At 46.2% G+C, this 25,108-nt stretch carries 22 protein-coding genes and 1 riboswitch; of the genes, 19 read left to right on the top strand and 3 right to left on the bottom strand.

Features of this window, described 5'->3' with window-relative positions; genetic code table 11:
- Positions 1-33: 33 nt before the first annotated feature.
- The 16 genes from M1E03_RS04300 to M1E03_RS04375 all read left to right on the top strand — a co-directional run bounded on the left by M1E03_RS04300 (position 34) and on the right by M1E03_RS04375 (position 16,912).
- Positions 34-390: an SCP2 sterol-binding domain-containing protein gene (locus M1E03_RS04300; RefSeq protein WP_020452875.1), complete on the top strand. Its 357-nt coding sequence runs from the start codon at positions 34-36 to the stop codon at positions 388-390.
- 174 nt (positions 391-564) lie between these two features.
- Positions 565-672: riboswitch (SAM riboswitch) on the top strand.
- Between the two features lie 116 nt (positions 673-788).
- The gene (gene metN / locus M1E03_RS04305) at positions 789-1,814 is read left to right on the top strand and encodes a methionine ABC transporter ATP-binding protein MetN (protein ID WP_023856214.1); all 1,026 of its coding nucleotides are present in this window, start codon (positions 789-791) and stop codon (positions 1,812-1,814) included.
- On the top strand, positions 1,807-2,475 hold the full coding sequence (locus M1E03_RS04310) for a methionine ABC transporter permease (RefSeq protein WP_003185053.1): 669 nt from the start codon (positions 1,807-1,809) through the stop codon (positions 2,473-2,475). Before metN ends, M1E03_RS04310 begins: the two co-directional genes overlap by 8 nt.
- Before the next feature lie 13 nt (positions 2,476-2,488).
- On the top strand, positions 2,489-3,319 hold the full coding sequence (gene metQ, locus M1E03_RS04315) for a methionine ABC transporter substrate-binding lipoprotein MetQ (protein ID WP_095292329.1): 831 nt from the start codon (positions 2,489-2,491) through the stop codon (positions 3,317-3,319).
- 92 nt (positions 3,320-3,411) lie between these two features.
- Positions 3,412-3,795 carry a carboxymuconolactone decarboxylase family protein gene (locus M1E03_RS04320; RefSeq protein WP_031305044.1) on the top strand — a complete coding sequence of 128 codons (384 nt, stop codon included), beginning with the start codon at positions 3,412-3,414 and terminating at the stop codon, positions 3,793-3,795.
- Positions 3,796-4,208: 413 nt separating this feature from the next.
- Complete coding sequence (locus M1E03_RS04325; protein ID WP_023856211.1) at positions 4,209-5,144, top strand: cation diffusion facilitator family transporter; 936 nt, start codon at positions 4,209-4,211, stop codon at positions 5,142-5,144.
- A gap of 222 nt (positions 5,145-5,366) precedes the next feature.
- Positions 5,367-6,152: a Fe-S cluster assembly ATPase SufC gene (gene sufC, locus M1E03_RS04330; protein WP_020452869.1), complete on the top strand. Its 786-nt coding sequence runs from the start codon at positions 5,367-5,369 to the stop codon at positions 6,150-6,152.
- Positions 6,153-6,169: 17 nt separating this feature from the next.
- Positions 6,170-7,483: a Fe-S cluster assembly protein SufD gene (gene sufD / locus M1E03_RS04335; RefSeq protein ID WP_023856210.1), complete on the top strand. Its 1,314-nt coding sequence runs from the start codon at positions 6,170-6,172 to the stop codon at positions 7,481-7,483.
- Positions 7,483-8,703 (top strand): cysteine desulfurase SufS, encoded by a 1,221-nt coding sequence (gene sufS, locus M1E03_RS04340; protein ID WP_020452867.1) that lies wholly within the window; start codon positions 7,483-7,485, stop codon positions 8,701-8,703. Before sufD ends, sufS begins: the two co-directional genes overlap by 1 nt.
- The gene (sufU, locus tag M1E03_RS04345; RefSeq protein ID WP_020452866.1) at positions 8,693-9,139 is read left to right on the top strand and encodes a Fe-S cluster assembly sulfur transfer protein SufU; all 447 of its coding nucleotides are present in this window, start codon (positions 8,693-8,695) and stop codon (positions 9,137-9,139) included. The genes sufS and sufU overlap by 11 nt, the downstream gene beginning before the upstream one ends.
- Before the next feature lie 18 nt (positions 9,140-9,157).
- Complete coding sequence (sufB, locus tag M1E03_RS04350) at positions 9,158-10,555, top strand: Fe-S cluster assembly protein SufB (RefSeq protein WP_020452865.1); 1,398 nt, start codon at positions 9,158-9,160, stop codon at positions 10,553-10,555.
- A gap of 1,087 nt (positions 10,556-11,642) precedes the next feature.
- Positions 11,643-12,764 (top strand): Rap family tetratricopeptide repeat protein, encoded by a 1,122-nt coding sequence (locus M1E03_RS04355; protein ID WP_020452864.1) that lies wholly within the window; start codon positions 11,643-11,645, stop codon positions 12,762-12,764.
- 624 nt (positions 12,765-13,388) lie between these two features.
- Positions 13,389-13,772 (top strand): hypothetical protein, encoded by a 384-nt coding sequence (locus M1E03_RS04360; protein ID WP_023856206.1) that lies wholly within the window; start codon positions 13,389-13,391, stop codon positions 13,770-13,772.
- A 30-nt stretch (positions 13,773-13,802) separates the two neighbouring features.
- Positions 13,803-14,663, top strand: a complete 861-nt coding sequence (locus tag M1E03_RS04365) for a DMT family transporter (RefSeq protein WP_020452862.1) — start codon at positions 13,803-13,805, stop codon at positions 14,661-14,663.
- A 64-nt stretch (positions 14,664-14,727) separates the two neighbouring features.
- Positions 14,728-15,849: an NAD(P)/FAD-dependent oxidoreductase gene (locus M1E03_RS04370; protein ID WP_458110695.1), complete on the top strand. Its 1,122-nt coding sequence runs from the start codon at positions 14,728-14,730 to the stop codon at positions 15,847-15,849.
- Positions 15,850-16,072: 223 nt separating this feature from the next.
- Positions 16,073-16,912: an FAD binding domain-containing protein gene (locus M1E03_RS04375; protein WP_023856203.1), complete on the top strand. Its 840-nt coding sequence runs from the start codon at positions 16,073-16,075 to the stop codon at positions 16,910-16,912.
- A 126-nt stretch (positions 16,913-17,038) separates the two neighbouring features.
- On the opposite strand, the gene M1E03_RS04380 is transcribed toward M1E03_RS04375, so the two are convergent.
- Together M1E03_RS04380 and M1E03_RS04385 are read right to left on the bottom strand one after the other, a co-directional pair.
- Positions 17,039-17,860, bottom strand: a complete 822-nt coding sequence (locus M1E03_RS04380) for an endonuclease I family protein (RefSeq protein ID WP_020452859.1) — start codon at positions 17,858-17,860, stop codon at positions 17,039-17,041.
- A gap of 79 nt (positions 17,861-17,939) precedes the next feature.
- A complete protein-coding gene (locus M1E03_RS04385) occupies positions 17,940-18,986 on the bottom strand; it encodes an anthranilate phosphoribosyltransferase (RefSeq protein WP_231692430.1) in 1,047 nt (348 codons plus the stop codon).
- Between the two features lie 242 nt (positions 18,987-19,228).
- On the opposite strand from M1E03_RS04385, the gene M1E03_RS04390 reads away from it, so the two are divergent.
- Complete coding sequence (locus tag M1E03_RS04390) at positions 19,229-20,635, top strand: YfcC family protein (RefSeq protein WP_026580077.1); 1,407 nt, start codon at positions 19,229-19,231, stop codon at positions 20,633-20,635.
- A 180-nt stretch (positions 20,636-20,815) separates the two neighbouring features.
- Positions 20,816-22,012 (top strand): MFS transporter, encoded by a 1,197-nt coding sequence (locus M1E03_RS04395; protein WP_020452856.1) that lies wholly within the window; start codon positions 20,816-20,818, stop codon positions 22,010-22,012.
- Positions 22,013-22,112: 100 nt separating this feature from the next.
- On the opposite strand, the gene M1E03_RS04400 is transcribed toward M1E03_RS04395, so the two are convergent.
- Entirely contained in the window at positions 22,113-23,711 is a 1,599-nt protein-coding gene (locus M1E03_RS04400) for a PucR family transcriptional regulator (protein ID WP_096748307.1), read from the bottom strand.
- A gap of 164 nt (positions 23,712-23,875) precedes the next feature.
- Between M1E03_RS04400 and M1E03_RS04405 the strand changes: the two genes are divergently transcribed.
- Positions 23,876-25,102, top strand: coding sequence for a pyridoxal-phosphate-dependent aminotransferase family protein (locus tag M1E03_RS04405; RefSeq protein ID WP_161517361.1), 1,227 nt, complete (start codon positions 23,876-23,878; stop codon positions 25,100-25,102).
- Positions 25,103-25,108: the final 6 nt, after the last annotated feature.

Below are 25,108 nucleotides of genomic sequence, written 5' to 3' on the forward strand. Positions count from 1 at the left end.
GTAAGTATGACCAATTTACAGGAGGTTATACAGTTGGAGAAAATGGGATTGATAGAAAGAGAGGACAAGGCTCTTTTTTTAAAACCTCTATTATCGACAACGGCTTTGCTGATTACGTTTCAAGGCGAGAAAGAAGCTTTTACGTTAGCGATCAACGAAAAAGGGGAAATGGAAAAATCTTCTCTTGCAGAGAAAGCTCATTTGACCTTTTTTGGAGAGCAAAGCGAGATTATTGACCTTCTTCACGGCGATATTTCATTGCAGCATCTCGTACAGCGCGGCACTGTTCAAGTAAAAGGCTCATTCAGAGCTTTATTGAAGCTTGAAGCGATTTTATGGCTGACGGACGGCTTTTTTAAAAACAGCGATCTTTATTCAGAGACATTTTAAAAATTTGAAAAATCGGCACATTCCGTGTAAAAGTCGGACAGAGACGAGCGTTTACGTTCGTCTCTTTTCGCCGTAGGCCGATTGTCTTACGAAAAATAGTTGACAACTATTTTTTCGCATGATATCCTACTTTAAGAATTCCGATCATAATAATCAAAAAATAAATATATGATTCTCTTATCCAGAGAGGTGGAGGGAAGTGCCCTATGAAACCCGGCAACCATCAACACGTGTTGAAATGGTGCCAATTCACACGAAGCGTTATGCTTTGAAAGATGAGAGAAAGGCCCAGACTATTCAAAAGCCTTTCTGCTCATGTGTGCAGAAAGGCTTTTTTCATTGTTTGATCAGGGATTTAGACAACTATGAGAATTGAGCAAGAAAGCAGGTGATGGCTTTTGATAAATCTTCAAAATGTTTCAAAGATTTATCGGTCAAAGCATGGAGATGTCAATGCTGTCCAGGATGTCACCCTTACGATTAAAAAAGGTGAAATCTTCGGAATTATTGGATATAGCGGAGCTGGAAAAAGCTCCTTGATCCGTCTTTTGAACGGACTTGAACAGCCGACTTCAGGCACGGTTGAAGTAGCCGGCAGAACAATCAGTGAGATCAAAGGGAAGAAGCTGAGGAATGCAAGGCAGGAAATCAGCATGATTTTCCAGCACTTCAACCTATTGTGGTCAAGAACGGTCCGCGACAATATTGCGTTTCCGCTGGAGATCGCCGGTGTCAGCAAAGCAAAACGTCTGAAAAGAGTCGCTGAACTGATAAAGCTTGTCGGACTTGAAGGCAAGGAAAATGCCTACCCTTCACAGCTTAGCGGAGGCCAAAAGCAGCGCGTCGGCATCGCTCGGGCGCTCGCAAACAATCCGAAAGTTCTCTTATGCGATGAAGCGACATCAGCGCTTGATCCACAGACGACTGACTCGATCCTGGGTCTTCTGTCCGATATCAATGAAAGGCTCGGACTGACCATTGTCCTGATTACTCATGAAATGCATGTCATCAGGAAAATCTGCCACAGAGTGGCCGTCATGGAAAACGGAAAGGTCGTGGAAGAAGGCGATGTGCTGAACGTATTCCTCAAGCCGCAGGAAGAAATGACAAAGCGCTTTGTTCAGCAGGTAACAGAACCGGTGGAAACACAGGAAACGCTGAAGCATTTCCTCGAAGAAACGACATCCGGGCGGACGATCAAGCTCACCTTCGTCGGTGAAGCGGCCGAATCGCCGCTGATCACACAGATCATTCGGAAGTTCGATGTTGAAGTCAACATCCTTCAAGGCAAAATCTCGCAAACTCAGGACGGCGCATACGGTTCATTGTTCATTCATGTCGACGGATATGAAAACGAGGTCAATGATGTGGTCGATTTCATCAAGAGCCGTCAAGTAGAAGCAGAGGTGATCACGAATGTTTGAAAAACTGTTTCCAAACGTAGATATGGAGCAGCTGTGGGAAGCTACGTATGAAACGATATATATGACAGGAATTTCCCTATTGTTTGCTTTTATCATCGGAGTGATTCTCGGTATGCTGCTGTATCTGACTTCAAAAGGAAACATTTGGCAGAATCGAGTCGTGAACGGTGTAATCTCGGCAATCGTCAATGTGTTCAGGTCTATTCCTTTTATTATATTGATTATTTTGCTGCTTGGTTTCACAAAGTTTTTAATGAACACGATCTTGGGGCCGAACGCCGCACTTCCGGCTTTGATTATCGCATCCGCTCCGTTCTATGCCCGCCTGGTTGAAATCGCTTTGCGCGAAGTTGATAAGGGCGTGATTGAAGCGGCAAAATCGATGGGAGCCAAAACATCGACGATCATATTTAAAGTGCTCCTGCCCGAATCGATGCCGGCCTTGATCTCTGGCATTACGGTTACGGCGATTGCACTGATCGGTTCGACGGCGATGGCCGGAGCAATCGGTTCAGGCGGACTCGGGAACCTTGCCTATGTAAACGGTTTTCAGATGAACAATCCCGATATTATACTCATCGCCACTATTTTCATCTTAGCTATTGTGTTTATCATCCAGTTTATCGGGGATTTTATAACAAATAAATTAGACAAACGTTAGGGAGGACATCAACATGAAAAAAGGTTTATTAACAGCTTTATTCATCATTTTTGCAGGCGTTTTAGCCGCTTGCGGATCTTCCAGCAGCGAAGGGGATAAAGACAGCAAAGTCATCACAGTCGGAGCGACGCCGACGCCTCACGCTGAAATCCTTGAAGAAGCAAAGCCGCTTTTGAAAGAAAAAGGCTATGAGCTTAAAATCAAAAATTTCACGGACTACAAACTGATCAACAAGGCGCTTGCAACGAAAGATCTCGATGCGAACTACTTCCAGCACGTCCCGTATCTTGAACAGGAAATGAAAGAAAATAAAGACTACGATCTTGTTAACGTCGGCGCGGTACACCTTGAGCCATTCGGCATTTACTCTAAAAAGTATAAATCTTTAAAAGACCTTCCTGACGGTGCAAAAATTATTATGAGCAACAACGCCGCTGAACAGGGCCGCATGCTTGCAATGCTTGAAAATGCCGGACTGATCAAGCTGAAATCAGGCATTGAAAAAGTGGATGCGACAGTAAAAGATATTACAGAAAACAAGAAAAACCTCAAAATCAAAAATGATGTGGCGCCTGAAATGACGGCAAAAGCATACGAAGCCAATGAAGCTGACGCAGTGTTCATCAATGTGAACTACGCGATCCAAAACAAGCTCAATCCGAAAACTGATTCAATCGAGCTTGAGTCTCCAAAAGACAATCCTTACGCTAACATCATCGCCGTCCGCAAAGGCGACGAAGATTCTGACAAGGTGAAAGCTCTGATGGACGTATTGCGCTCTGAGGACATTAAAAAGTTCATCGACAAAAAATATGAAGGCTCTGTCATTTCTGTTTCTGAGTAAATGAAAGAACACCCCGGTTTTGGAGAAAACCGGGGTTTTTTCGCGTATTTTTTGAAAAGAGGCTCATAATAAAAAAAGACTACCAACTGAAAATGGAGGAACAAAACGTGAATCAGCATGAATCAGAAAGCATTATCGAATCCGCACTGCATGAATATAAAGCAGGGATCGGCATCTTTTCCGAAAAAATGCCCGGAATTGCCGCCAAATACAACGAATTTACAGAGGAATGCTTTAAAAAAGGCGCGCTCAGCGAAAAGGATAAGCAGCTGATCGCACTGGGCATCAGTGTTAATACACAGGATGAATATTGCATTATTTATCATATCAAGGGCTGCCTGGATTGCGGAGCGTCGGAGGAAGAAATTCTTGAAGCGGTCGGCGTAACTGCGGCATTTGGCGGGGGCGCGGCCATGAGCCAAGCTGTCACGCTCGTTCTGCAGGCGATGGAAGAATTCCAGCAAATGAAGCATTGATTTTTCATCCGTGAAAGCATATTGAAAGCACACACATCTTTGAAGAGTTTGTATATAACTGGTACTATGAAAGAAAATCTCTGAAAGGATGATTCATTATTTGTTCAAGCCAAGATCAGCTTGACCTTGAATTCACGGCCGAAATGGAAAAAGCGATGCACAAGTCGCATGGAATGGGGTACGAGGAGTACAGCAGAAGCCATGTGAACCGGCTTGAAGTTGAGAAAAGGCGCGAAGAGCAGCATCAAAAAAGCAAGCAGATCGTATCAAATTTACCCATGATCGGATAAAACGAGGGGGGCGGATGTCAATCCGTCCTTCTATATGTCTTTAGAATCCGCTTGACCATAAGTGAAGGAAAAGGTAAAATTTAAATATGAATATATGATCATATATTAAAAGGAGGATTTATGATGGCTCATTCTCACGATCACACAGGTCACAGCCACCATGGCAGCCGATCAGCCAATCAAAAAGCGCTCTACATCAGCTTCGGTTTAATTTTTACTTTTATGATCATTGAAGTGATAGGCGGGATATTGACGAACAGCCTCGCTTTGCTGTCGGATGCGGGACATATGCTCAGCGACGCTGCAGCGCTTGGTTTCAGCCTCTTGGCGTTTAAAATTGGGGAAAAGGCCGCAACTGTGAGCAAAACATTCGGCTACAGGCGCTTTGAAATTTTGGCTGCGTTTATCAATGGCATCACCTTGCTTTTGATTTCACTTTATATCTTTTGGGAAGCGTACAACCGCTTTTTCAGCCCGCCGGAAGTCGCCGGCAGTGGCATGCTGGTGATTGCAACGGTTGGTTTGTTCGTCAACATTGCTGCAGCCTGGATATTAATGAAAGGCGACACAAGCGGGAATTTAAACATGCGGAGCGCATTTTTGCACGTCATCGGCGATATGCTGGGATCTTTCGGCGCGATTATCGCAGGCCTCCTCATGCTTTTCTTCAATTGGAATATCGCCGATCCAATCGCAAGCGCCGCCGTCGCGGCTTTGGTTCTTGTCAGCGGGTGGCGGGTGACGAAAGACTCGGTGCATATATTAATGGAAGGAAAACCGAAAGACATTGATGCGGAAGCGCTTAAAAACGGCCTGCTTTCCATTCCGTCAGTCAGAGAGGTTCACGATCTCCACATTTGGTCGATCTCATCTGATATGCCGTCATTAAGCTGCCATATCGTGGCAGACGAAAACAGTGACAGGGATAGAATCTTAAAACAAGTATCAAAATATCTAAGGAAAGAATGCAACGTGGAGCATGTGACGGTCCAAATAGAAGGGGAGCGCTGTTCCCGTCATGAATCGTGCAGCCTGGGATCAAACCGTTCCCGCTCGTAATTCCCGCTGTTTTTCTATAGCTTGTTGATTGTAAGGTACACATCTCTCGTCCGGGAAGTTTTCTTGTCCCAATCTCTTTAAGAACAAAACGTTTTTTGTTAAACTTGAGAACATGTACACGAAAAGATAGGAAGACTATTGTTGTATTCACTTTTCATTTGTTATAAAATTAGAATGAGAATAAATTGAGAATGATGATTATATATATTGGAGGTATATTTCATGGCTGCTTCGACATTAACAATCAAAGATCTTCACGTTGAGATTGAAGGAAAAGAGATTTTAAAAGGTGTAAACCTTGAAATAAAAGGCGGGGAATTCCACGCTGTAATGGGACCGAACGGAACGGGTAAATCAACTTTATCCGCGGCGATTATGGGGCACCCTAAATACGAAGTAACAAAAGGAAGCATCACGCTTGACGGCAAGGACGTTCTGGAAATGGAAGTGGACGAGCGCGCTCAGGCCGGCCTGTTTTTGGCTATGCAGTATCCGAGTGAAATCAGCGGTGTTACAAATGCCGATTTTCTCCGTTCAGCGATCAACGCGCGCAGAGAAGAAGGCGACGAGATTTCTTTAATGAAATTCATCCGCAAAATGGACGAAAACATGGAATTTCTTGAAATGGATCCTGATATGGCGCAGCGCTACTTGAACGAAGGTTTCTCAGGCGGTGAGAAAAAACGCAACGAAATTCTTCAGCTGATGATGATCGAACCGAAAATCGCGATTCTTGACGAAATCGATTCAGGTTTGGATATCGACGCCCTTAAAGTCGTTTCAAAAGGAATCAACAAAATGCGCGGCGAGGACTTCGGCTGCCTGATCATCACGCACTATCAACGCCTCTTGAACTACATTACGCCTGACCATGTGCACGTCATGATGCAGGGCCGCGTTGTGAAATCCGGCGGACCTGAGCTGGCGCAGCGCCTTGAGGCTGAAGGATATGACTGGATTAAGCATGAGCTTGGAATCGAAGACGAAACTGTCGGTCAAGAAGCGTAAGCGTTAGGGGGATAAACATGACATTGGAAACAAAACTATCTGTAGATCGGGAATATGTCAAAAGCTTCTCTGAGAAGCACCAGGAACCTGCATGGCTGCAAGATCTACGCTTAGAAGCGCTTGAAAAAGCAGAAGATCTGCCGCTGCCGAAACCTGATAAAACGAAAATTACAAATTGGAATTTTACACGGTTTGATAAGCATACTGTAGAAAATAAACCGCTTGATTCTTTGGATGATCTTTCAGATGAGGTCAAATCGCTGATCGATCTTGGAAATGAAGACAAAACGCTTTATGTCCAAAGAGACCAGACGCCGGCTTACCTTTCTCTTTCAAAAGAGCTGCAGGATAAAGGCGTCATCTTTACAGATATTCATACTGCGTTCCGCGAACACGGCGAGCTGGTCAAAAAATACTTTATGAAAGACGGCGTAAAAGCCGATGAGCATAAATTAACGGCATTGCATGCAGCCCTCCTGAACGGCGGAGCCTTCCTTTACGTTCCGAAAAACGTCGAACTGGAAGCGCCGGTGCAAGCTGTTTATGTCCATGAAAGCAATGATACAACGCTTTTCAACCATGTACTTGTCGTTGCTGATGACAACAGTGCAGTCACATATGTAGAAAACTACATCAGCACTGTGAACCCTAAGGAAGCGGTCTTTAACATCGTGTCAGAAGTGATCACAGGCGCGAATGCCCGCGTGCAATACGGTGCGGTCGACAACCTTTCCGCAGGGGTGACGGCTTATGTCAGCCGCCGCGGAACTGCACTTGGACGCGACAGCAAAATTGAATGGGCGCTCGGTTTAATGAATGACGGAGACACCGTTTCTGAAAACACGACAAATCTGCATGGGGACGGCACATTCGGCGATACGAAAACGGTTGTCGTCGGCAGAGGAGAACAGACTCAAAACTTTACAACGCAAATCATTCATCACGGAAAGCATTCAGAAGGCTATATTTTAAAACACGGCGTTATGAAAGATTCCGCATCTTCGATCTTCAACGGCATCGGAAAAATCGAGCACGGCGCGTCAAAATCAAATGCAGAGCAGGAATCACGCGTTCTTATGCTGAGTGAAAAAGCGCGCGGCGACGCCAACCCGATCCTGTTAATCGATGAAGACGATGTAACGGCAGGGCACGCTGCATCCGTAGGCCGCGTCGATCCGGTTCAGCTTTACTATTTGATGAGCCGCGGAATTCCAAAAGAAGAAGCAGAGCGCCTCGTCATTTACGGCTTCCTCGCACCGGTTGTCAATGAACTTCCGATCGAAGGCGTGAAGAAGCAGCTGGTCTCTGTGATTGAAAGGAAAGTAAAATAATGAATGCCAAAGATATTCGCGAACAGTTTCCGATTCTCAGCCAACAGGTCAACGGACACGATCTCGTTTATTTGGACAGCGCGGCAACCTCGCAGAAGCCGCGCGTTGTCATCGAGACGCTTGATGAGTATTACAACTCTTACAATTCCAATGTCCATCGCGGCGTTCATACATTAGGAACGAAAGCAACGGATGGATATGAAGGAGCTCGTGAGAAGGTCAGGAAGTTTATAAACGCGAAGTCGATGCAGGAAATTATTTTTACAAGGGGTACGACAACGGCCCTGAATATGGTTGCGCTCAGCTATGCCCGCGCAAACCTCAAGCCTGGTGATGAAATCGTCATTACACCGATGGAGCACCATGCGAATATTATTCCGTGGCAGCAGGCTGTCAAAGCAACCGGCGCCACGCTGAAGTACATTCCGCTTCAGGAAGACGGAACCATTTCCTTGGACGATGTCAGGGAAACGGTGACGGAAAATACAAAAATCGTCTCGGCTGCGCATGTTTCAAACGTTCTCGGTACGATCAACCCGATTAAGGAAATAGCCAAAATCGCGCATGACAACGGCGCGGTCATGGTCGTAGACGGTGCGCAAAGCACGCCTCACATGAAAATTGACGTCCAGGATTTGGACTGCGATTTCTACACGTTTTCAGCCCACAAAATGTGTGGTCCGACCGGGGTCGGGGTATTGTATGGAAAAAGAGCATTGCTTGAAAACATGGAACCCGCAGAATTCGGCGGAGAAATGATTGATTTTGTCGGTCTTTACGAATCGACTTGGAAGGAGCTGCCTTGGAAATTCGAAGCCGGCACACCGATCATTGCCGGTGCGATCGGATTGGGAGCGGCGATTGACTTCCTTGAAGACATCGGACTTGACGAAATATTGGCGCATGAACACCGTTTGGCGGCCTACGCCCTGGAGCGCTTTAAAGAGCTTGAAGGCGCGACTGTCTATGGTCCGGCCGAACGTGCAGGACTCGTGACATTCAACCTTGAAGACGTTCATCCGCACGATGTGGCAACCGTGCTTGATGCAGAAGGGGTCGCCGTCAGAGCCGGTCATCACTGCGCACAGCCTTTGATGAAATGGCTGAACGTTTCCGCCACTGCAAGAGCAAGCTTTTATCTGTATAATACGGAAGAAGACATCGACAAACTGATTGAAGCTCTTCAGAAGACAAAGGAGTATTTCACAAATGTCTTTTAATGTGAACTTGGATACACTGTATCGCCAGGTGATAATGGATCACTACAAAAACCCGAGAAACAAAGGGGTTTTAAATGACAGCATCGTTGTTGATATGAACAACCCGACATGCGGTGACCGAATCAGACTGACGATGAAGATAACAGACGGTAAAGTGGAAGATGCAAAATTTGAAGGCGAAGGATGCTCAATCTCAATGGCCTCTGCGTCCATGATGACACAGGCGATCAAAGGGAAAGACGTGGAGACCGCCCTTCAGATGTCACAGATCTTTTCAGATATGATGCAGGGTAAAGACTACGACGATTCGATCGATTTAGGCGATATTGAAGCCCTGCAAGGCGTTTCAAAATTTCCGGCCCGGATTAAATGTGCAACATTGTCATGGAAAGCCCTTGAAAAAGGCGTTTCCAAAGAAAACAGCGATAACGAATAAAGATTGGAGTGAAAATGGATGGCTAAGAAAATGCCGGATATCGGCGAATATAAATACGGTTTTGCCGACAAAGACGTTTCCATTTTCCGTTCAGAGCGGGGATTGACAAAAGAAATCGTTGAAGAAATTTCACGCATGAAAGAAGAGCCGGAGTGGATGCTCGACTTTCGCCTGAAATCTCTTGAACACTTCTACAATATGCCAATGCCGCAATGGGGCGGAGATTTAAACTCATTGAACTTTGATGAAATCACGTACTATGTAAAGCCTTCTGAGCGTTCAGAAAGATCATGGGATGAAGTTCCTGAGGAAATCAAACAAACATTTGACAAGCTTGGAATCCCTGAAGCTGAGCAAAAATATTTGGCCGGTGTATCTGCGCAGTATGAGTCAGAAGTCGTTTACCATAACATGAAAGAAGATCTTGAGTCTCAAGGGATCGTCTTTAAAGACACAGACAGCGCCCTCAAAGAAAATGAAGACATTTTCCGCGAGCATTGGGCAAAAGTCATTCCGCCGACTGACAACAAGTTTGCGGCCTTGAACTCTGCGGTATGGTCCGGCGGATCATTCATCTACGTGCCAAAAGGCGTAAAAGTTGATACTCCGCTGCAAGCATACTTCCGCATCAACTCAGAAAATATGGGACAGTTCGAACGGACGCTGATCATCGTCGACGAAGGCGCTCACGTTCACTATGTAGAGGGATGTACAGCACCTGTTTATACAACAAACTCCCTTCACAGCGCGGTTGTTGAGATCATCGTTAAAAAAGGCGGCTACTGCCGTTATACAACGATTCAAAACTGGGCGAACAACGTCTTCAACCTTGTGACAAAGCGTGCGGTCTGTGAAGAAAACGCGACAATGGAATGGATCGACGGAAACATCGGCTCCAAGCTGACAATGAAATATCCTGCCGTTATCCTGAAAGGCGAAGGCGCGCGCGGCATGACGCTTTCTATCGCTCTCGCAGGAAAAGGACAGCATCAGGATGCCGGTGCGAAAATGATTCACCTTGCACCAAATACGTCATCCACAATCGTTTCAAAATCGATCTCAAAACAAGGCGGAAAAGTCACATACCGCGGAATCGTCCACTTCGGACGCAAAGCCGAAGGCGCCCGCTCAAACATCGAATGCGACACGCTGATCATGGACAACAAATCAACTTCTGATACAATCCCATACAATGAAATTTTGAACGACAACATTTCATTGGAGCACGAAGCGAAAGTATCAAAAGTATCTGAAGAGCAGCTCTTCTACTTGATGAGCCGCGGCATTTCTGAAGAAGAAGCAACAGAAATGATCGTCATGGGCTTCATCGAGCCGTTCACGAAAGAACTGCCGATGGAATACGCGGTTGAGATGAACCGTTTGATCAAGTTCGAAATGGAAGGGTCTATTGGTTAATATATAAAAAATGTTGAGGCGAACTTTTGAAGTTCGTCTTCTTCTTTTTTTCTAAGTATTTGTTTGATCTCTCTACAGCAGTGGGGATTGGCAGGGGAAACCCTGCTTTTTTTATTCAACAACAGGGAGAATAACTTATTTCTTAGAAGTAACAATTAACTTGCAGTAGGCATATAATTGATGACTGGAAAATAATAACTTTCGGAAATTTTCTGAGGGGGAAAATTAAATGGCTTATCCATCGGTCAATTATTCAGCCAACATCAACAGTTATTCAGACATTGCACGACACAAGGAATGCATAGCAAATGAGTTAAGGTATTACTACTCAAATGTAGTGAATCATGCCCGTGCAGTTACCTGCTTAACCGATGATCACACAGTTGTGATTATGCATTTAAGAATTGATCAATATCGATTTTAGGAAATTGTGGTTGTCGCAGGTCCGGATTATAATAAGATAAACCAAATTATTCCGCGGATTTGGAGCTTAATTAGCAGAGCGACTAATATTTGTGGTTAAGACTATTTTAAGCAACTTTAAACAAGGTGGTAGGGTCGTCCATCGGTTATAGCAGATTTCGATTTGTTTACCCGTCATCATTTTATGTGTTTGTGCACCGTAGATATAAACTATTGCCTGTCTTCAATTTTTATTGACAAGATGGGGGTATATCTACGGTTTTTTTTTCGGCTTGCCGGTTTCAATTTTGAGTTATAATATCATACGGTTCGGAGGAACACTGGTTTGATAAGTGCGGTCAGAACTCTGACTCAATTTTATATTCTCTTAACGATTCTGTGACGATACGTTTCAACAAAAGAAACCGCATTTTATACTACCTTTTATCATACCAACAGATATATATAATCCTACAACTTTTCTGATCCCAATTTTATAATCCTAAAATTCAACAGTAAAAATGAATCAAATTGATCAGGTCAAAGAACCTCTAACTTTTAAAGATTTCTTAGAATGTTGTTGTGAAAAATTATTCTTTTATGTAAAATGATGACTATGAAGAAAAAGGAAAAACCTGCTGATATTTCTGAAAAATTATAATCTTACGAGAAAGGAAGAGGATAAGTGAGCGTAATACCATATGATTTGGTTGCGACGAAAATGAATTTTTGGTACACCGCCCTAAAAAACAATTGGCCTGGCAAGGCAGAAGATACTAGGAAAGAAGTTGAAAGAGAATTAGAACAAATGGAGCAAAATCAAGATGTGATTGTCTATTATAACTTATTGTTGTTTCGGCACAACCTTCAATTTGATTATATGTATTCTGATGCTGGAGGTAATTTAGCGAGTCGATTTGATGAGTTCAAAAAAATTCGAGATCAGAACAGCCTTGAAGGAATGTTGGAATATTACTATCAATTCTTCGCAGGTATGTATCATTTCAGACAAAAAGAATTGATACTTGCGTTGAATTTTTACAGGAATGCCGAGAAACAGCTTGATTCTTTTGATTGTGATGAGTTGGAAAAAGCAGAATTTTATTTCAAGGCATCAGAAGTTTACTATCATATGAAACAAACATTCTTTTCGATGAATTACGCGAACCGTGCATATAACATATATAAAAAATATGACACTTATGGGGAGAGAAGAGTTCAATGTCAGTTTATTCTTACAGGGAATTTAATTGACAAAATGTATCCAGAAAAAGCCTTAGTCAATTTACATAAAGCGCTTGAGGAATCCAATAATCTCGGTGCTGATCATTTAATTGGCTCATCGCATTTGAATCTCGGAATATGTTATAATCAGCTTGAAGAACTTGAAAAGTCATCCAATCATTTGAAGGAAGCCCTGAATCTATATAGGGATGGATATCTGAGTTTCTTGCCTAAAACACTGTTTAATTTGTCCTATGTTATGGCAAAACTTCGTAAATTGGGTAACGCAGAAGACGCATACCTTGAAGGGAAGGAAGTAGCTGAGAATAATAGGAATTTTGATATCCTTGCAAAGCTGGAAATGATTAAAGGGTTATACCTATCGTTCGATTTAGATTTAATCAGAGATTCATTCAAGTTTTTCAGGGAAAATGGCATGTATGCAGATATGGAAGATTACGGGGTTATAGTGGCTGAAGCTTTAACGAAAAGAGAAAAGATTTACGACGCTCTTGAGTTCTACCGTATTGCATATGATGCGAGACGACAAATTCAAAGGAGTGGGATAGCAAATGAAGGCTAAAATATTGCTTTGTGTTGTTTTGTTTATAGGGACTATAGGTATAGTAGGTGTTTCTGTTGCACAATCAGATAACGCTACATTTAAAGTCGCTGATAGACTACAATCCTAAGCACTCTCTGATTATTGATGTAATAATTTTGATATAAATTCAGTGCGCATTCCAGCAAATTAGCATGTCAAAACAGCCCTTCTCATTTTGCTAGAAGGGCTTTATTTTATTGGAATTCACGACTTGAACTAGCAATACATTATTAAATTACTTTTTTCTTTAATATATTGTCATTTAATGGGTATAAAATGAAGCGCGCCTTGTGTTCCAGGCAAAAGCAAATTTGTTAAAAAAATCGGGCTGCTATTCGATCGACGAGTATTTCCACAAGGCTGCCTGCAAGAAAAAGATCATCATGAAAATACCCATCTTCATCAACAATTTGTATACCTGTCTTAATCTTTTCACCTTAGCTTCATACATTTAAATCACCTCCTTTCACCCACTTATACAGTATTTATCCATTAAAAGAAGAACAGGATCTTCTTGTAAAATATCTTTATTAGATCATATTGTCATGTATAATGAAGGGTATAGCATGTGACATTCATACTGTATAAGAAAGGATATGACCAGTGAAAATGTTGAAAAAGGCTGTGTTGACAGCCGCTGTTTTCTTGCTGGCCGCATTTGCCGGGAGTACAGAAGCCTTTGCTATGCCTTCCAAAGGCGCGGTGAAATTCAGGACGGATGCCAATACATATACGAAATCAGCCACTTCGATCGTTGTCACTGGAAAAAGTCCTGTTACGGGAACGATGATCGCTGTCCGGCTGATCAATAAAAAAGGAACTGTCCTGATCTATCGAGATGTTCATTTAACACGCGGAAAATCTCATTTTCGGGTGAGCTTCCCGACGAAAAAGCTGAAACCGGGCAAGTATGACGTCTGGGTGGATGCTGTTAAAGGAAAGAAATGGCATGGGGAATTGAAGCGCTACATTGTCATCAAACATTGAGCTCCATTATGATGAACGGAGGGCTGTGTAATGACTGCCGTGGGTTTTTGTGTATTATTATGTTCTGCATTTATCCATGCATCATGGAACTACCTTTCAAAAAAAGCCGATGGAGGCGTTCCATTTATCTGGCTGTTCACAGCGATTGCAGCCGTTGTCTACACGCCGTTGGCCATAGGTGTTGTCATATATGAAAAGCCTGAGATCGGCATCTGGCAGCTTGCCATTATCATGGCGAGCATCCTTGCACACTTGGGCTTTTTTCTTGTTCTTCAAAAAGGGTACAAAAAGGGCGACCTTTCCCTCGTCTACCCTATTGCGAGAGGAACTGGCCCGCTGCTCACCTGCGTGCTGGCGGTCGCCTTTTTTGGCGAGTCATTGACGCTGCCCGCAATAACAGGGATTCTTTTGATTGTGATCAGCATTCTTTTTTTCACAGGGGGAGTCAAGCGGTTAAAAGAATCAGGCTCGCTCACACCGGTTCTTTACGGGCTGGCGGTCGGCGGTATTATTGCCGCATATACCCTCCTTGATAAAGCAGCGGTCAGCCGGTTTCTCATTCCGCCGTTGCTGCTTGATTATTGCAATACGCTCGGCCGTCTGATCATATTGACTCCTTTTGCCGCGAAAAGCTGGAGCGAAGTCCGCTTTGAGTGGAAGCATCACCGGATGGAAGCTGTCGGGGTGGGGGTTTTTAACTCTTTGGCTTATATTTTGGCGCTGAGTGTCATGGTATTTGCTCCGGTCAGCTATGTGGCACCGGTTCGGGAAATCAGCATTTTAATCGGAACGGTGATGGGGGCGGTTCTTTTGTCTGAAGGTTTCGGACGGCTTAGAATTGTCGCGGCTGTCTTTATGGTGCTTGGCGTGATATCGGTAGCCGTTGGTTAGGTTGTGTTCCATCGATGTGATCCGTTATATTTGTAAATAAACAGAAATGAAAAAGGTGTTAATCATGAAATCTTTTATTGTAGTCGGAGCGGGCGTCCTCGGCGCTTCTGCCGCTTATCATCTTGCAAAAAAGGGCGCGGAAGTGACCTTGATTGACCGCGGAGAGCGGGGAAGGGCTACAGATGCCGCGGCAGGAATCGTCTGCCCCTGGCTTTCGCAGCGCAGAAACCAGGCATGGTACAAGCTTGCAAAAGGCGGAGCGGCGTACTACGCCGATTTAATCAAGCAGCTTGAAGCTGACGGAGAATCGGATACGGGGTATAAACGGACAGGCGCTATCAGCTTGCATACAGACGAGCGAAAGCTGGAGAAAATGGAAGAACGGGCGCATCTCAGGCGCAAGGATGCCCCTGAAATCGGCGAGATCACCCGTTTATCCCATGAGGAAACGAAGCGTTTATTTCCGCCTTTGGCAGAGGGGTACGGCTCGGTTCATATCAGCGGCGCCGCGCGCGTAAACGGAAAATTGCTCCGCCGCTCACTTGTGAATGCCGCACAGAAATACGGAGCTTCAGTTGTTGCCGGAAACGCTTCATTGCTCTATGAAGGAAACCGGGTAACAGGGATCTCCACAGCGGACAAAAAAATATACGCTGATCAGGTGCTGGTCACAGCGGGCGCTTGGGCGGACGAGCTTTTGAAGCCGCTCGGCGTGCGTTTTTCAGTCAGCCACCAAAAAGCGCAGATTGTTCATCTTCGTCTTCCGGATGCGGATACCGGCAGCTGGCCTGTTGTGATGCCTCCGAATGACCAATACATATTGGCATTTGAAGACGGCCGGATCGTTGCCGGCGCTACTCACGAAAATGAAGCGGAGCTTGATGATCTTCGGGTAACGGCTGGCGGCCTTCACGAAATTTTCTCAAAGGCGCTTGCTGTTGCGCCGGGTTTGGAATTGAGTGAGCTGCTTGAGACGCGTGTAGGATTCAGGCCGTTTACACCAGGCTTTCTCCCCGTGATCGGCTCATTGCCGAACATTTGCGGGCTGCTTGTTGCCAACGGCCTTGGCGCTTCAGGGCTCACGTCAGGTCCTTACCTTGGCGCGGAATTGGCAAGGCTCGCCTTGGGAGAAGAGCCTGAGCTTGATATCGCTTTATATGATCCGGCCGGCGCGCTTGAAAGTTGAATCATGTTGCAAAAAAAAGTTCACTAGAAGCTAGAGTGAACTTTTTTCTTGTTTATAGTTTTAAAATAGAAAATTTTTCAATATAAATCCATGGAGGAAAATTTTGAGAAAACCATATGACTTTCTTCGTAGTGCATGCCGGTTTTTTTTGAACGGCAGGTGTTCGGTTCAATCGGCCGCCTCTGATTCCCGAACAAATTTGGAAAGTAAAAGGAGGGTCGCCATGATCCAGTTTGACTTTGAGTATTACAGGCCCCAATCTGCGCAGGAAGCGGTAAAGCTCTTTCAAAGCTTGGAGCGCAAGGGGAAAAAGCCGGCTTATTTTTCCGGCGGAACAGAACATTTAATACCAGGACGGCTGAGTGTGATTCATCCAAATGCCGTTATCGATATTAAAGACATACCTGAGTGCAGAACTCTGCAATTTGAACGGCGCCACCTCGCTTTAGGCTCAGCATTAACATTGACAGAGATCACGGAAAACGGCGGCTTTCCATTGTTGAGCAAAGCGGTAAGGGAAGTGGCCGACCATACGGCGCGCAATAAGATTACGCTTGGCGGCAATATTTGCGGGCAGATCTTTTACCGCGAAGCAGTGCTGCCTTTTTTATTAACCGACAGCAAAGTGGTGACGATCGGAGACAAGGGGGAAAAGCGCTATTTGATTCACGACGTATTCGATCAGCAGCTGAAGCTGAACAAGGGAGAAATCCTCATTTTCCTTTTGATTGAAGAACGCTATCTTCATCAGCCTTTTGCAAGCATAAAAGTGAGGCAGCAATGGGATACGGGATATCCTTTGGCGACGATTTCAGCTCTTGAAATAGACGGACGCGTCCGCTGTGCATTTAGCGGTGTCTGCCCTTTTCCGTTTCGTTCATCAGAAGTGGAATCTGCGTTGAATGACGAATCGCTCCCTGTAGATCAAAGGGTGGAAAAGGCGATCAGCCGCTTTCCCGGCCCTGTTTTGGACGATGCGCAGGGTTCCGCTGAGTATCGCAAATTTGTCATCAAACATACGCTGTTTGACATTCTCGACATGCTGAAGAAGGAGACGTTTTGACAAGCGTTTGAATCCAATATTTGCAGGCGCGCGGGATACCATGAATTTGAACTGGCCCTAAAATCGGTGTGCTGAACAAAAAAAGAGAGGTTTAAAAAAAGAGCGCCGGGCAGGCGCTTTTTTTGTTCAATTCAAAACGCCTGAGCCCCAAATATCCTCCGCCCATTCAGGGTGATCAATGAATGGATTGCGGTTATGCTGGTATTGCTGATAGATGATGTCGTTCCGCTTTCTTTCAAGGGCATCGACAGGATCTTCATGGTGCCATTTCAATAAAACCGACATTTTTCCATGGTACGGTTTAGATCCGTTGTTCGTTGTGTCGTTCATTTCAAGATCCGGCTGGCCGTCGTCCCCTTCATAGCGGACCGCCATATAGAAAATCATTCTGGCGACATCGCCTTTAATGCTTTTGTCAGGTTCCCAGGAATCGCCGTCATAGCGGTTTCCGGGAGAACCGGGATAGGGGCTGCCGCCTTCGTCGAAATCAAGGTTTCCGCGGGCGGCGTTTACTTGCACATCGCTGGGTCTGAGATGATGCAAATCTGTTCCGGGTCCTTTGCTTGTTCCGAAATCACCGTGCGATTTTGCCCATACGTGCTCGCGGTTCCAATCGCCAGTTTGCCCCCCGTTCGCCTGTTTAGAGCGCGACTCTCTGGAATATAAGAGAATCACGTTATTTCGATTGGCCGGATCTTCGTCCGTTGCTTTCAGCGCTTCCCATACCTCGCTGTAAGAAAGCTCTCTATGATCGTCGATTGTGTCGTGAAGCGCTTGTTTTAAAGCTTCGCCTGTTTTGCCTTGCGCCTGTTCATAGTAATCCGCCGGAGCCGAGGACTGATGGGGCTGGACGTGTAAGGAAAACAACTGGAAGGCTTCTGCGTTTTGGGTGGGCGCGCACATCGCTGACAGCATCAAAATAAACGGTATGAGACACTTTCGGTTCATCTTTCGATTCCCTCCTTTTCATTTCTTCCATTATCCAATCTTTTCATGAAAAGGAAATATCATTTTGGTTACGGTTTTCTTACGGTCTTGTAAATGAAGCTTTCCACCTCTCGAGGGCTTCCAGGCCGGCTTTTTCTTTCAGCTGTTTTTCCGCCGTTCGGACGCCTTCTTCAATGGCCGCGCAGTGTCCGAACAAATAATAGCGCAATGCGGTATTCATGATGACTTGTTTTCTTTCGTATTCGGTATCGGCCGATTCATCTCCGGCGAGAACGGCCGTTATTTTTTCCGCCTGTTCCTCAGCAGACAGCGGTTTGTTGAGCTTTGCTTCATCTGCGTAAAGCCCGAATTTTTCCGGCTTTAATATAAAGGAATCGATCACGCCGTTTTTTATCGTAAACACAAAGCTGCCTCTGTGGACCGGTACGTCTTCCGAGCCTTCCGCCCCCTGGACAATGAACACTTCTTTGTACGTCAAGTGCTGAAAAACGGGATGCATTTTCTGAATGGCCGTCCGGTGAAACGCGCCCATCATGAGCTTGTCGGCATCAGAGAAGTTGACCAGTTTTTCAGCTGTATTCAGCACGGTGCGGACGCCGATCTCTTCGCGAATTTTCCTCATCCGAACAAACGGTTTGCAAAATGTTTCGGCGGCTGCGAATCCGATTGAGGCCTCTTCCAGTGAGTGTGCCGTTTGCGCAGGATCAGTCTCAGAGGGGATTCCGAGTTTGTCTAGGACATTTTTTACACTCGTTCCATATTTGGGCGGCAATGCATCACTGCCGTGGAGAAACACGGGGACTCCGTTTCCTGCGAGAAGGAGCGAGACAGGAATGGTTGCTAAAAAAGAATGTCTTCCTGTGTAAGGTCCCGCAAAATCGATGACCGCATCTTTTACAGCTTTGGAAAGGTTCAATGTTTTCGAGCTGTTCCGCAATGCTTCGGTAAACGCGAGCAATTCCTCAGGGGACTCTGTTTTCATCCGCTCCGCTATTAAGAATGCGGCGGTCTGGACGGGGCTGGCATTTCCCGTAACGATCGCTTCTGCAGCCTGCTTGGCCTCTTCGTAAGTTAAATCGCGGGCGCCCCTTTTTCCTCTTGCGACTTCTTTAATCCACTGTTGCAATGTGAACTCTCTCCTTTACATGCTGATCTTTCTTATGACTTTACATGAAAATGCAGAAAAGGAACAGTCGAGATTGTCGGCTTAATACTTGATAGAAAATATGACGATTTTCTGGATTGGCCGTGTAGATTTAGGTATTTTAACTGAAAACATGCTGAAATTTAGAGGGTTTTTCAATGCGATTAATGCTGTAATCATTTAATATGTTAAAAAAGTTAACATGGAAAAGGGGATGATCAAAAATGGGAATGCCGGCTTACAAAACAGAAGACGTGAACAAGAATGAAAAACGCAAAAAGGAATTTCCGCATATTTATGTCATTCTGGCTGTCATGATTGGTCTAATGGCGCTTATGACATATGTGATTCCGGCAGGCGAATATGAACGGGTGGAGAGTCCGGACGGCAGGGAAATGATTGATCCGGCGTCCTACAAACGGATCGAACAGACGCCGGTTGATATCTTGGGATTGCTTACGGCTGTTCCGAAAGGGATGACAGAAGCGGCTCCGATTATCGTGTTTACATTTGTGATTGGCGGCGCTTTTGCCGTTCTGCGGAAAGCGTCTGTCATTGAGCTCGGTGTCCGTCTGCTGGCGGATCAGTTCAGGAACAAACCGGTTTTCGTTACACCTGTTTTAATATTCGTTTTTTCCGGCATTTCCTGTTTTATCGGGACGCCTGAGCTTTCCATCGTTTACGTCCCTGTCATTCTTCCGCTGCTGCTGTCTTTCGGATATGACCGGATGACAGCAGCAGCAATTGCGTTGTGCGGGACGATCGCCGGCTTTACGAGCGCTTTGACAAACCCTTTTACCGTAGGAACCTCACAAATGATTTCCGGTCTCCCGCTTTATTCAGGGATGGGGTACAGGGCGGTCATCTTTGTTGTCATTACGGCGATTGCCGCTGTATATGTGCTCAAATATGCGGAAAAGGTCAGGGCGCATCCTGAAAAAAGCCTGACGGGGAAAGAAGCAGTAGAAGCGGTGCCTGCTTTTAAAGCAGGCAGACGGGTGAAATGGGCCGGTATCGCGGCGCTTGGGTTGTTTGCCGGCTTGATTGGCTGTGTCATTTATTTCAGGTGGGATATGCTGACAATGGCGGGCTATTTCCTGGCGCTCGGCATCATTCCTGCTTACATTGCCGGCATGAGCTCGAGAGACATTGCCGAGTCCTTTAATGAGGGCTTTAAAGAAGTGCTCGTCGGGGCGATGATTTGCGGCATTGCAAGAGCTGCTGCGGTCGTTATGGCCGACGGGCAGATCATGGATACGATTGTTTACGGCTTGTCTCATGCGGTCTCACAGCTTCCTTCTTATTTAACGGTTACGGCGATGCTTTTCACACAGATGCTGTTTAACTTTTTTGTTCCAAGCGGAAGCGGACAGGCTTTAATAATGATGCCGATTATGGCGCCTTTGGCTGATATTGTCGGAATTACGCGGCAGACGGCAATTCTGGCTTTCCAATTCGGCGACGGTTTTTCAAACATCGTCTTTCCGACATCGGGTTACTTTATGGCGACGCTTGCGATCAGCCGGATTGCCTGGAACAAGTGGCTGCGATTCATCCTTCCGCTGTTTTGCCTCTGGATGGGAGCGGCCGTGCTTTTCCTGCTGTTTGCTAACGCTGTCGGCTGGTCGTAAATGGATAAAAAGGCGGGGGAATCCTCCGCTTTTTTATTTTCCCATCATTCCTTCAGAAGAAAAAATATGCAAAAATATGAAAAAACTAGACTTTGAACCTATCTGTGGATATACTAATTTAGTAATTGATCGAATTTAAGATTGTCCGGTATTATCGGGCTTTAAGGAAGGTATCCGCGGATGAAAAAAATGGCCAGATTGTATATTCTCATGCTGAACGTGTTCATCGTTATGCTTGGTATAGGCTTGATTATTCCACTCATGCCTACGTTTATAGAAGAATTCGGCGCGTCAGGCAGCACGCTCGGGTTGCTGATTGCGGCTTCGGGTATTACCCAGCTGCTGTTTTCGCCCGTTGCCGGGGAAATGACCGATAAATACGGAAGACGGAAAATGATCATTTTAGGCATCGGTGCGTTTGCGGTTTCCCAGTTGCTTTTCGCCTTGGCGAGCCAGATGTGGCTGCTGTTTGTTTCCCGCCTTCTCGGCGGAGCGGGAGCGGCGTTTTTGGTGCCGGCCATGTTTGCCTACATCGCCGACATCACATCGGAAAAGGATCGAAGCAAAGGGATGGGGCTGATCAGCGCCGCGATGTCTCTCGGCTTTGTCATCGGTCCGGGAGCCGGCGGATATTTGGCTGCGTACGGGCTCACTTTTCCGTTTTACGTGTCAGCCGGATTAGCCGGCTTGGCGACGGTTTTATCGCTTTTTGTCCTCCCGGAAACGCTCAGTCAAGAAAAGATGCTTGAAAAGCGCCGCTCCGCTCAAAAGCGCGAACCGCTTCCTAAGCAAATGGCGCGCGCGCTGCGATCGCCGTATGCTTTTCTGTTTGTCCTCGTGTTCATCCTGAACTTCGGGATCATGAATTTTGAGGCGGTATTCAGCCTTTATGTCGATCATAAGCACGGCTTTACACCGGGAGACATTGCCTTTGTCATTACAGCGGCAAGCTTGATCGGCGTGTTCGTCCAGGCGGTGGCCCTCGGGATGCTGACGAACCGCTTCGGCGAAAAAAAGCTGATGAACATGACGCTGATCGGTTCAGCCGCAGCGCTTGCCGTCTGCTCGATTGCCGGTTCGTACTGGCTCGTTTTCGGTGCAACAATTGTTTTCTTCATGCTGACGTCCATCCTTCGTCCGGCAATTAATACGCTGATTTCAAAAATGGCCGGTGATGAACAGGGCTTTGCCGCAGGCATGAACAATGCGTTTATGAGCCTTGCCAACATTGTCGGACCGACGGTGGCCGGTCTGTTATTCGATGTGAACGTGGAAATTCCATATATTTTTGGTGCGGTCGTTCTCGTGCTCAGCTTTTTGGCGGCAGTCAGCTGGGGGCGGAAGCAGCAGACGCGCGCAATTCCCGAAAAAGTATAAGGGAGCCGGCACATATGCCGGCTTTTTTCTATGGTGAATGTCTAATCATCAGCAATGCCGGTATGGCTTAACTTTCTCCGGTTGCTGCTGTTGGAGTTTCTCACAATCCAAGCAGCATTTGAATTCTGAGCGCCAGTCTCAAGCGCAGGGTTGTGTCCGCATCTTTCAGGCTTTTCCCGAGCAATTCTTCGCATTTTTCAAGCCTGTAGATGACTGTGTTTCTGTGGACATACAGGCGCTTAGCCGTTTCAGAAATCTGACAGTGCGTTTCCAGATAGACGGACAATGTTTGCAGGAGCCCCTGGTCTTCCTTCGGCAGGCTGGCAAGCTGATGCAGTGCATGCGTGTAAAATGTTTTCAAATCATCAGCCGGAATCATGCGCAAAAGCTCAGAGACGTCTTTCATATGGTACGTCTGGATGAACTCTGTGCTGCCGGACAAATGGCCGGAGTGGAGCGCGTCGACGGCTTCTTTGCAAATGTGCGGAACGTCGCTCAGCTGATGGCTGAGGTTGCTGATTCCGAAAGAGATTGTCCGCTGAAAGTGCTCCGCTGCATGACGCTGAAACGTCTTTAAAAATCCACCGACGTCTGCATTCAGTTCAGCCCAGCTGTCCGTCGCTTCGGCCAGCAGGAAGCAGACATTTCCCTTTGTGAAAAGGTGCGGAGGGAACGGAAAGTCAACCAGCTCTTCTTCCAGGCGTTCGAACACGGAATCTGATTCAAGCTGATTTTCCGTGAAGCTGAGCGATTTTTCGCGCCGGTCCAATTTGCCCGCAATGCACACATATTTTTGATCCCACTTGAGCTGAAATTCTTTGGCCCGGTTTTTAATTTCTTCAGCAGAGGAAAAGGCGCCGTCCAAAAAATTGCTGAAAAACTCGTTCCGTGCTCTTCGCAAATATTGTTTGAGCGCATTTTCCTTCAGCAGCTCAAAGGCGATGACATTGGCGGCTTGTTCGAGGGTTAACAGCAAGCCTTTGTCTGAAGGGGAAATCATCCCGCAGACAACGAGGAAGCCGCATTTTTTTTCATGAGTATAGATCGGAAATACCGAATAGGTTTGTTTGTCGGGAAGCGTTGAAAAACAGGTGAGCCCCGTCCTGTTTCCTTTTTGAAATATTCCTTCATAATGCGACAGCGTCCCGGCGGCATCCGCTTTTGAGGAGGCGATAGGCTTGAGATGCTGATTGAAAAGAAGAACGGGAAGCTTCAAAACAGCAGAGACGTTATGCAAGAGCGATTGAATGCTTTTTCCGCTCATAATATGGGTTGTGAACTTTTTTTGGGCGGTGATGGCCTGTTCGAGTTCTGCCGTCCGTTTGTCCAAAATATGGCTCAGTGTATGATTGACAATATCACCGAGGCGGACATCTTTATTTAGCTCGATGATCGGAAATGACCGCTCGTCGGCAAGCTTGATCACCTCGTCGGGTATTTTCTGCAAAAAGCGCGTTTTGATGCCGAGTCCGGCGCAGCCCCGCCTGATCATCCTTTCAATCAATTCCTTCAATAAAAAAGGCCGGTCTTTTAAATGGTATGCGGTCGTGACGAGGAGCTCGCCGTGATGCAGATAATCGGCAATATCTGGCGCATCCATCATATTGATGTGTTCGATGTTCCGGGTCCCTCCCGTTTTTCCGGCGGCAAGCGTTGCGCCTTTAAACACGGGGAGTTTCATCATGTCATAGATATTCATTGATCTGTACAGACCTCCTTTGTCATTTTAGTCATTATCAACAAAAAATGAGCGGATTTGTGACATTTATGCCGATGTTTATTTTTCATGTTACCAGTAAACTTGTATTTATATAGAGAGTTGTAAAGAAATATAACAAGAAAAAAGAAAGGAAGTTTCTTCACATGACAATTGGCGAAATGAATATTCCGAAACGGACAATTATGACTCCCGGTCCTGTCGAGGTTCATCCGAGAGTGCTGAGGGCGCTTTCCTCACCTGTACTGGGACAATTCGATCCTGCATTTACAGACATGATGAATGACGTCATGGCGCTGCTCCGGCAGATTTTCCGAACGACAAATAAATGGGCATTTCCGATAGACGGGACATCGCGGGCCGGGCTTGAAGCCGTCCTTGCCAGTCTCATCAAACCGGGGGACCGGGTGCTCATTCCCATTTTCGGACGGTTCGGCTATCTGCTGGCCGAAATTTGCGAACGGTACCGGGCGGATGTTTATACAATGGAATGCCCGTGGGGAGACGTTTTTGAACCGAAAGAGATCATCTCCGAAATCAAACGGATGAAACCGGAGATCGTCGCGGTTGTGCACGGCGAGACGTCAACGGGATGCATTCAGCCGCTTGAAGAAATCGGCCGGGCCTGCCGGGAGCTTGATGTGCTTTGTGTAGTCGATGCGGTGGCTACGATCGGCGGCACGGATGTCAATACTGATGAATGGTGCCTTGACGCGGTCGTCGGAGGTACGCAAAAGTGTTTATCCGTTCCTTCCGGGATGGCGCCGATCACATTTAACAGCCGGGTTGAAAAGCGCATCAATGAAAGGAAAAAGGTAGAACGTGGCATTGCCACAAGAGAAGATATCGAGCTTGAAACAGGACGCTTGCCGATTTCCAGCAATTATTTTGACCTCGGCATGCTGATGGATTATTGGAGCCCGAGGCGCCTCAATCATCATACAGAAGCGACTTCGATGCTGTACGGTTTGCGTGAAGGAGCGCGGGTCGTTCTTGAGGAGGGGCTCCGCGAGCGGTTCTCAAGACACCGGCTGCATGAAGCAGCGCTAATCAAGGGCATCAAAGCGATGGGTCTCGAATTGTTTACGGAAGGCCGGAAAAAGCTGCCGACCGTCACTTGTGTGAAAGTGCCTGATCGGGTTGACGCGGACCTTGTCAGGAAGATGATGCTTGACGACTTCGGCGTCGAAATCGCCAGCTCTTTCGGACCGCTGGCCGGAAAGATATGGAGAATCGGGACAATGGGGTACAGCTGCCGGAAAGAAAATGTTCTTTTTACATTGGCTGCTCTCGAAGCGGTTCTCATTCGCACAGGTGCTTCAGTATCGCCGGGAAATGCGCTTCAGGCGGCTCTGGATTTCTATCATGAGTAGGCTAAT

The sequence above is a fragment of the Bacillus sp. PK6-013 genome, from assembly GCF_054161445.1.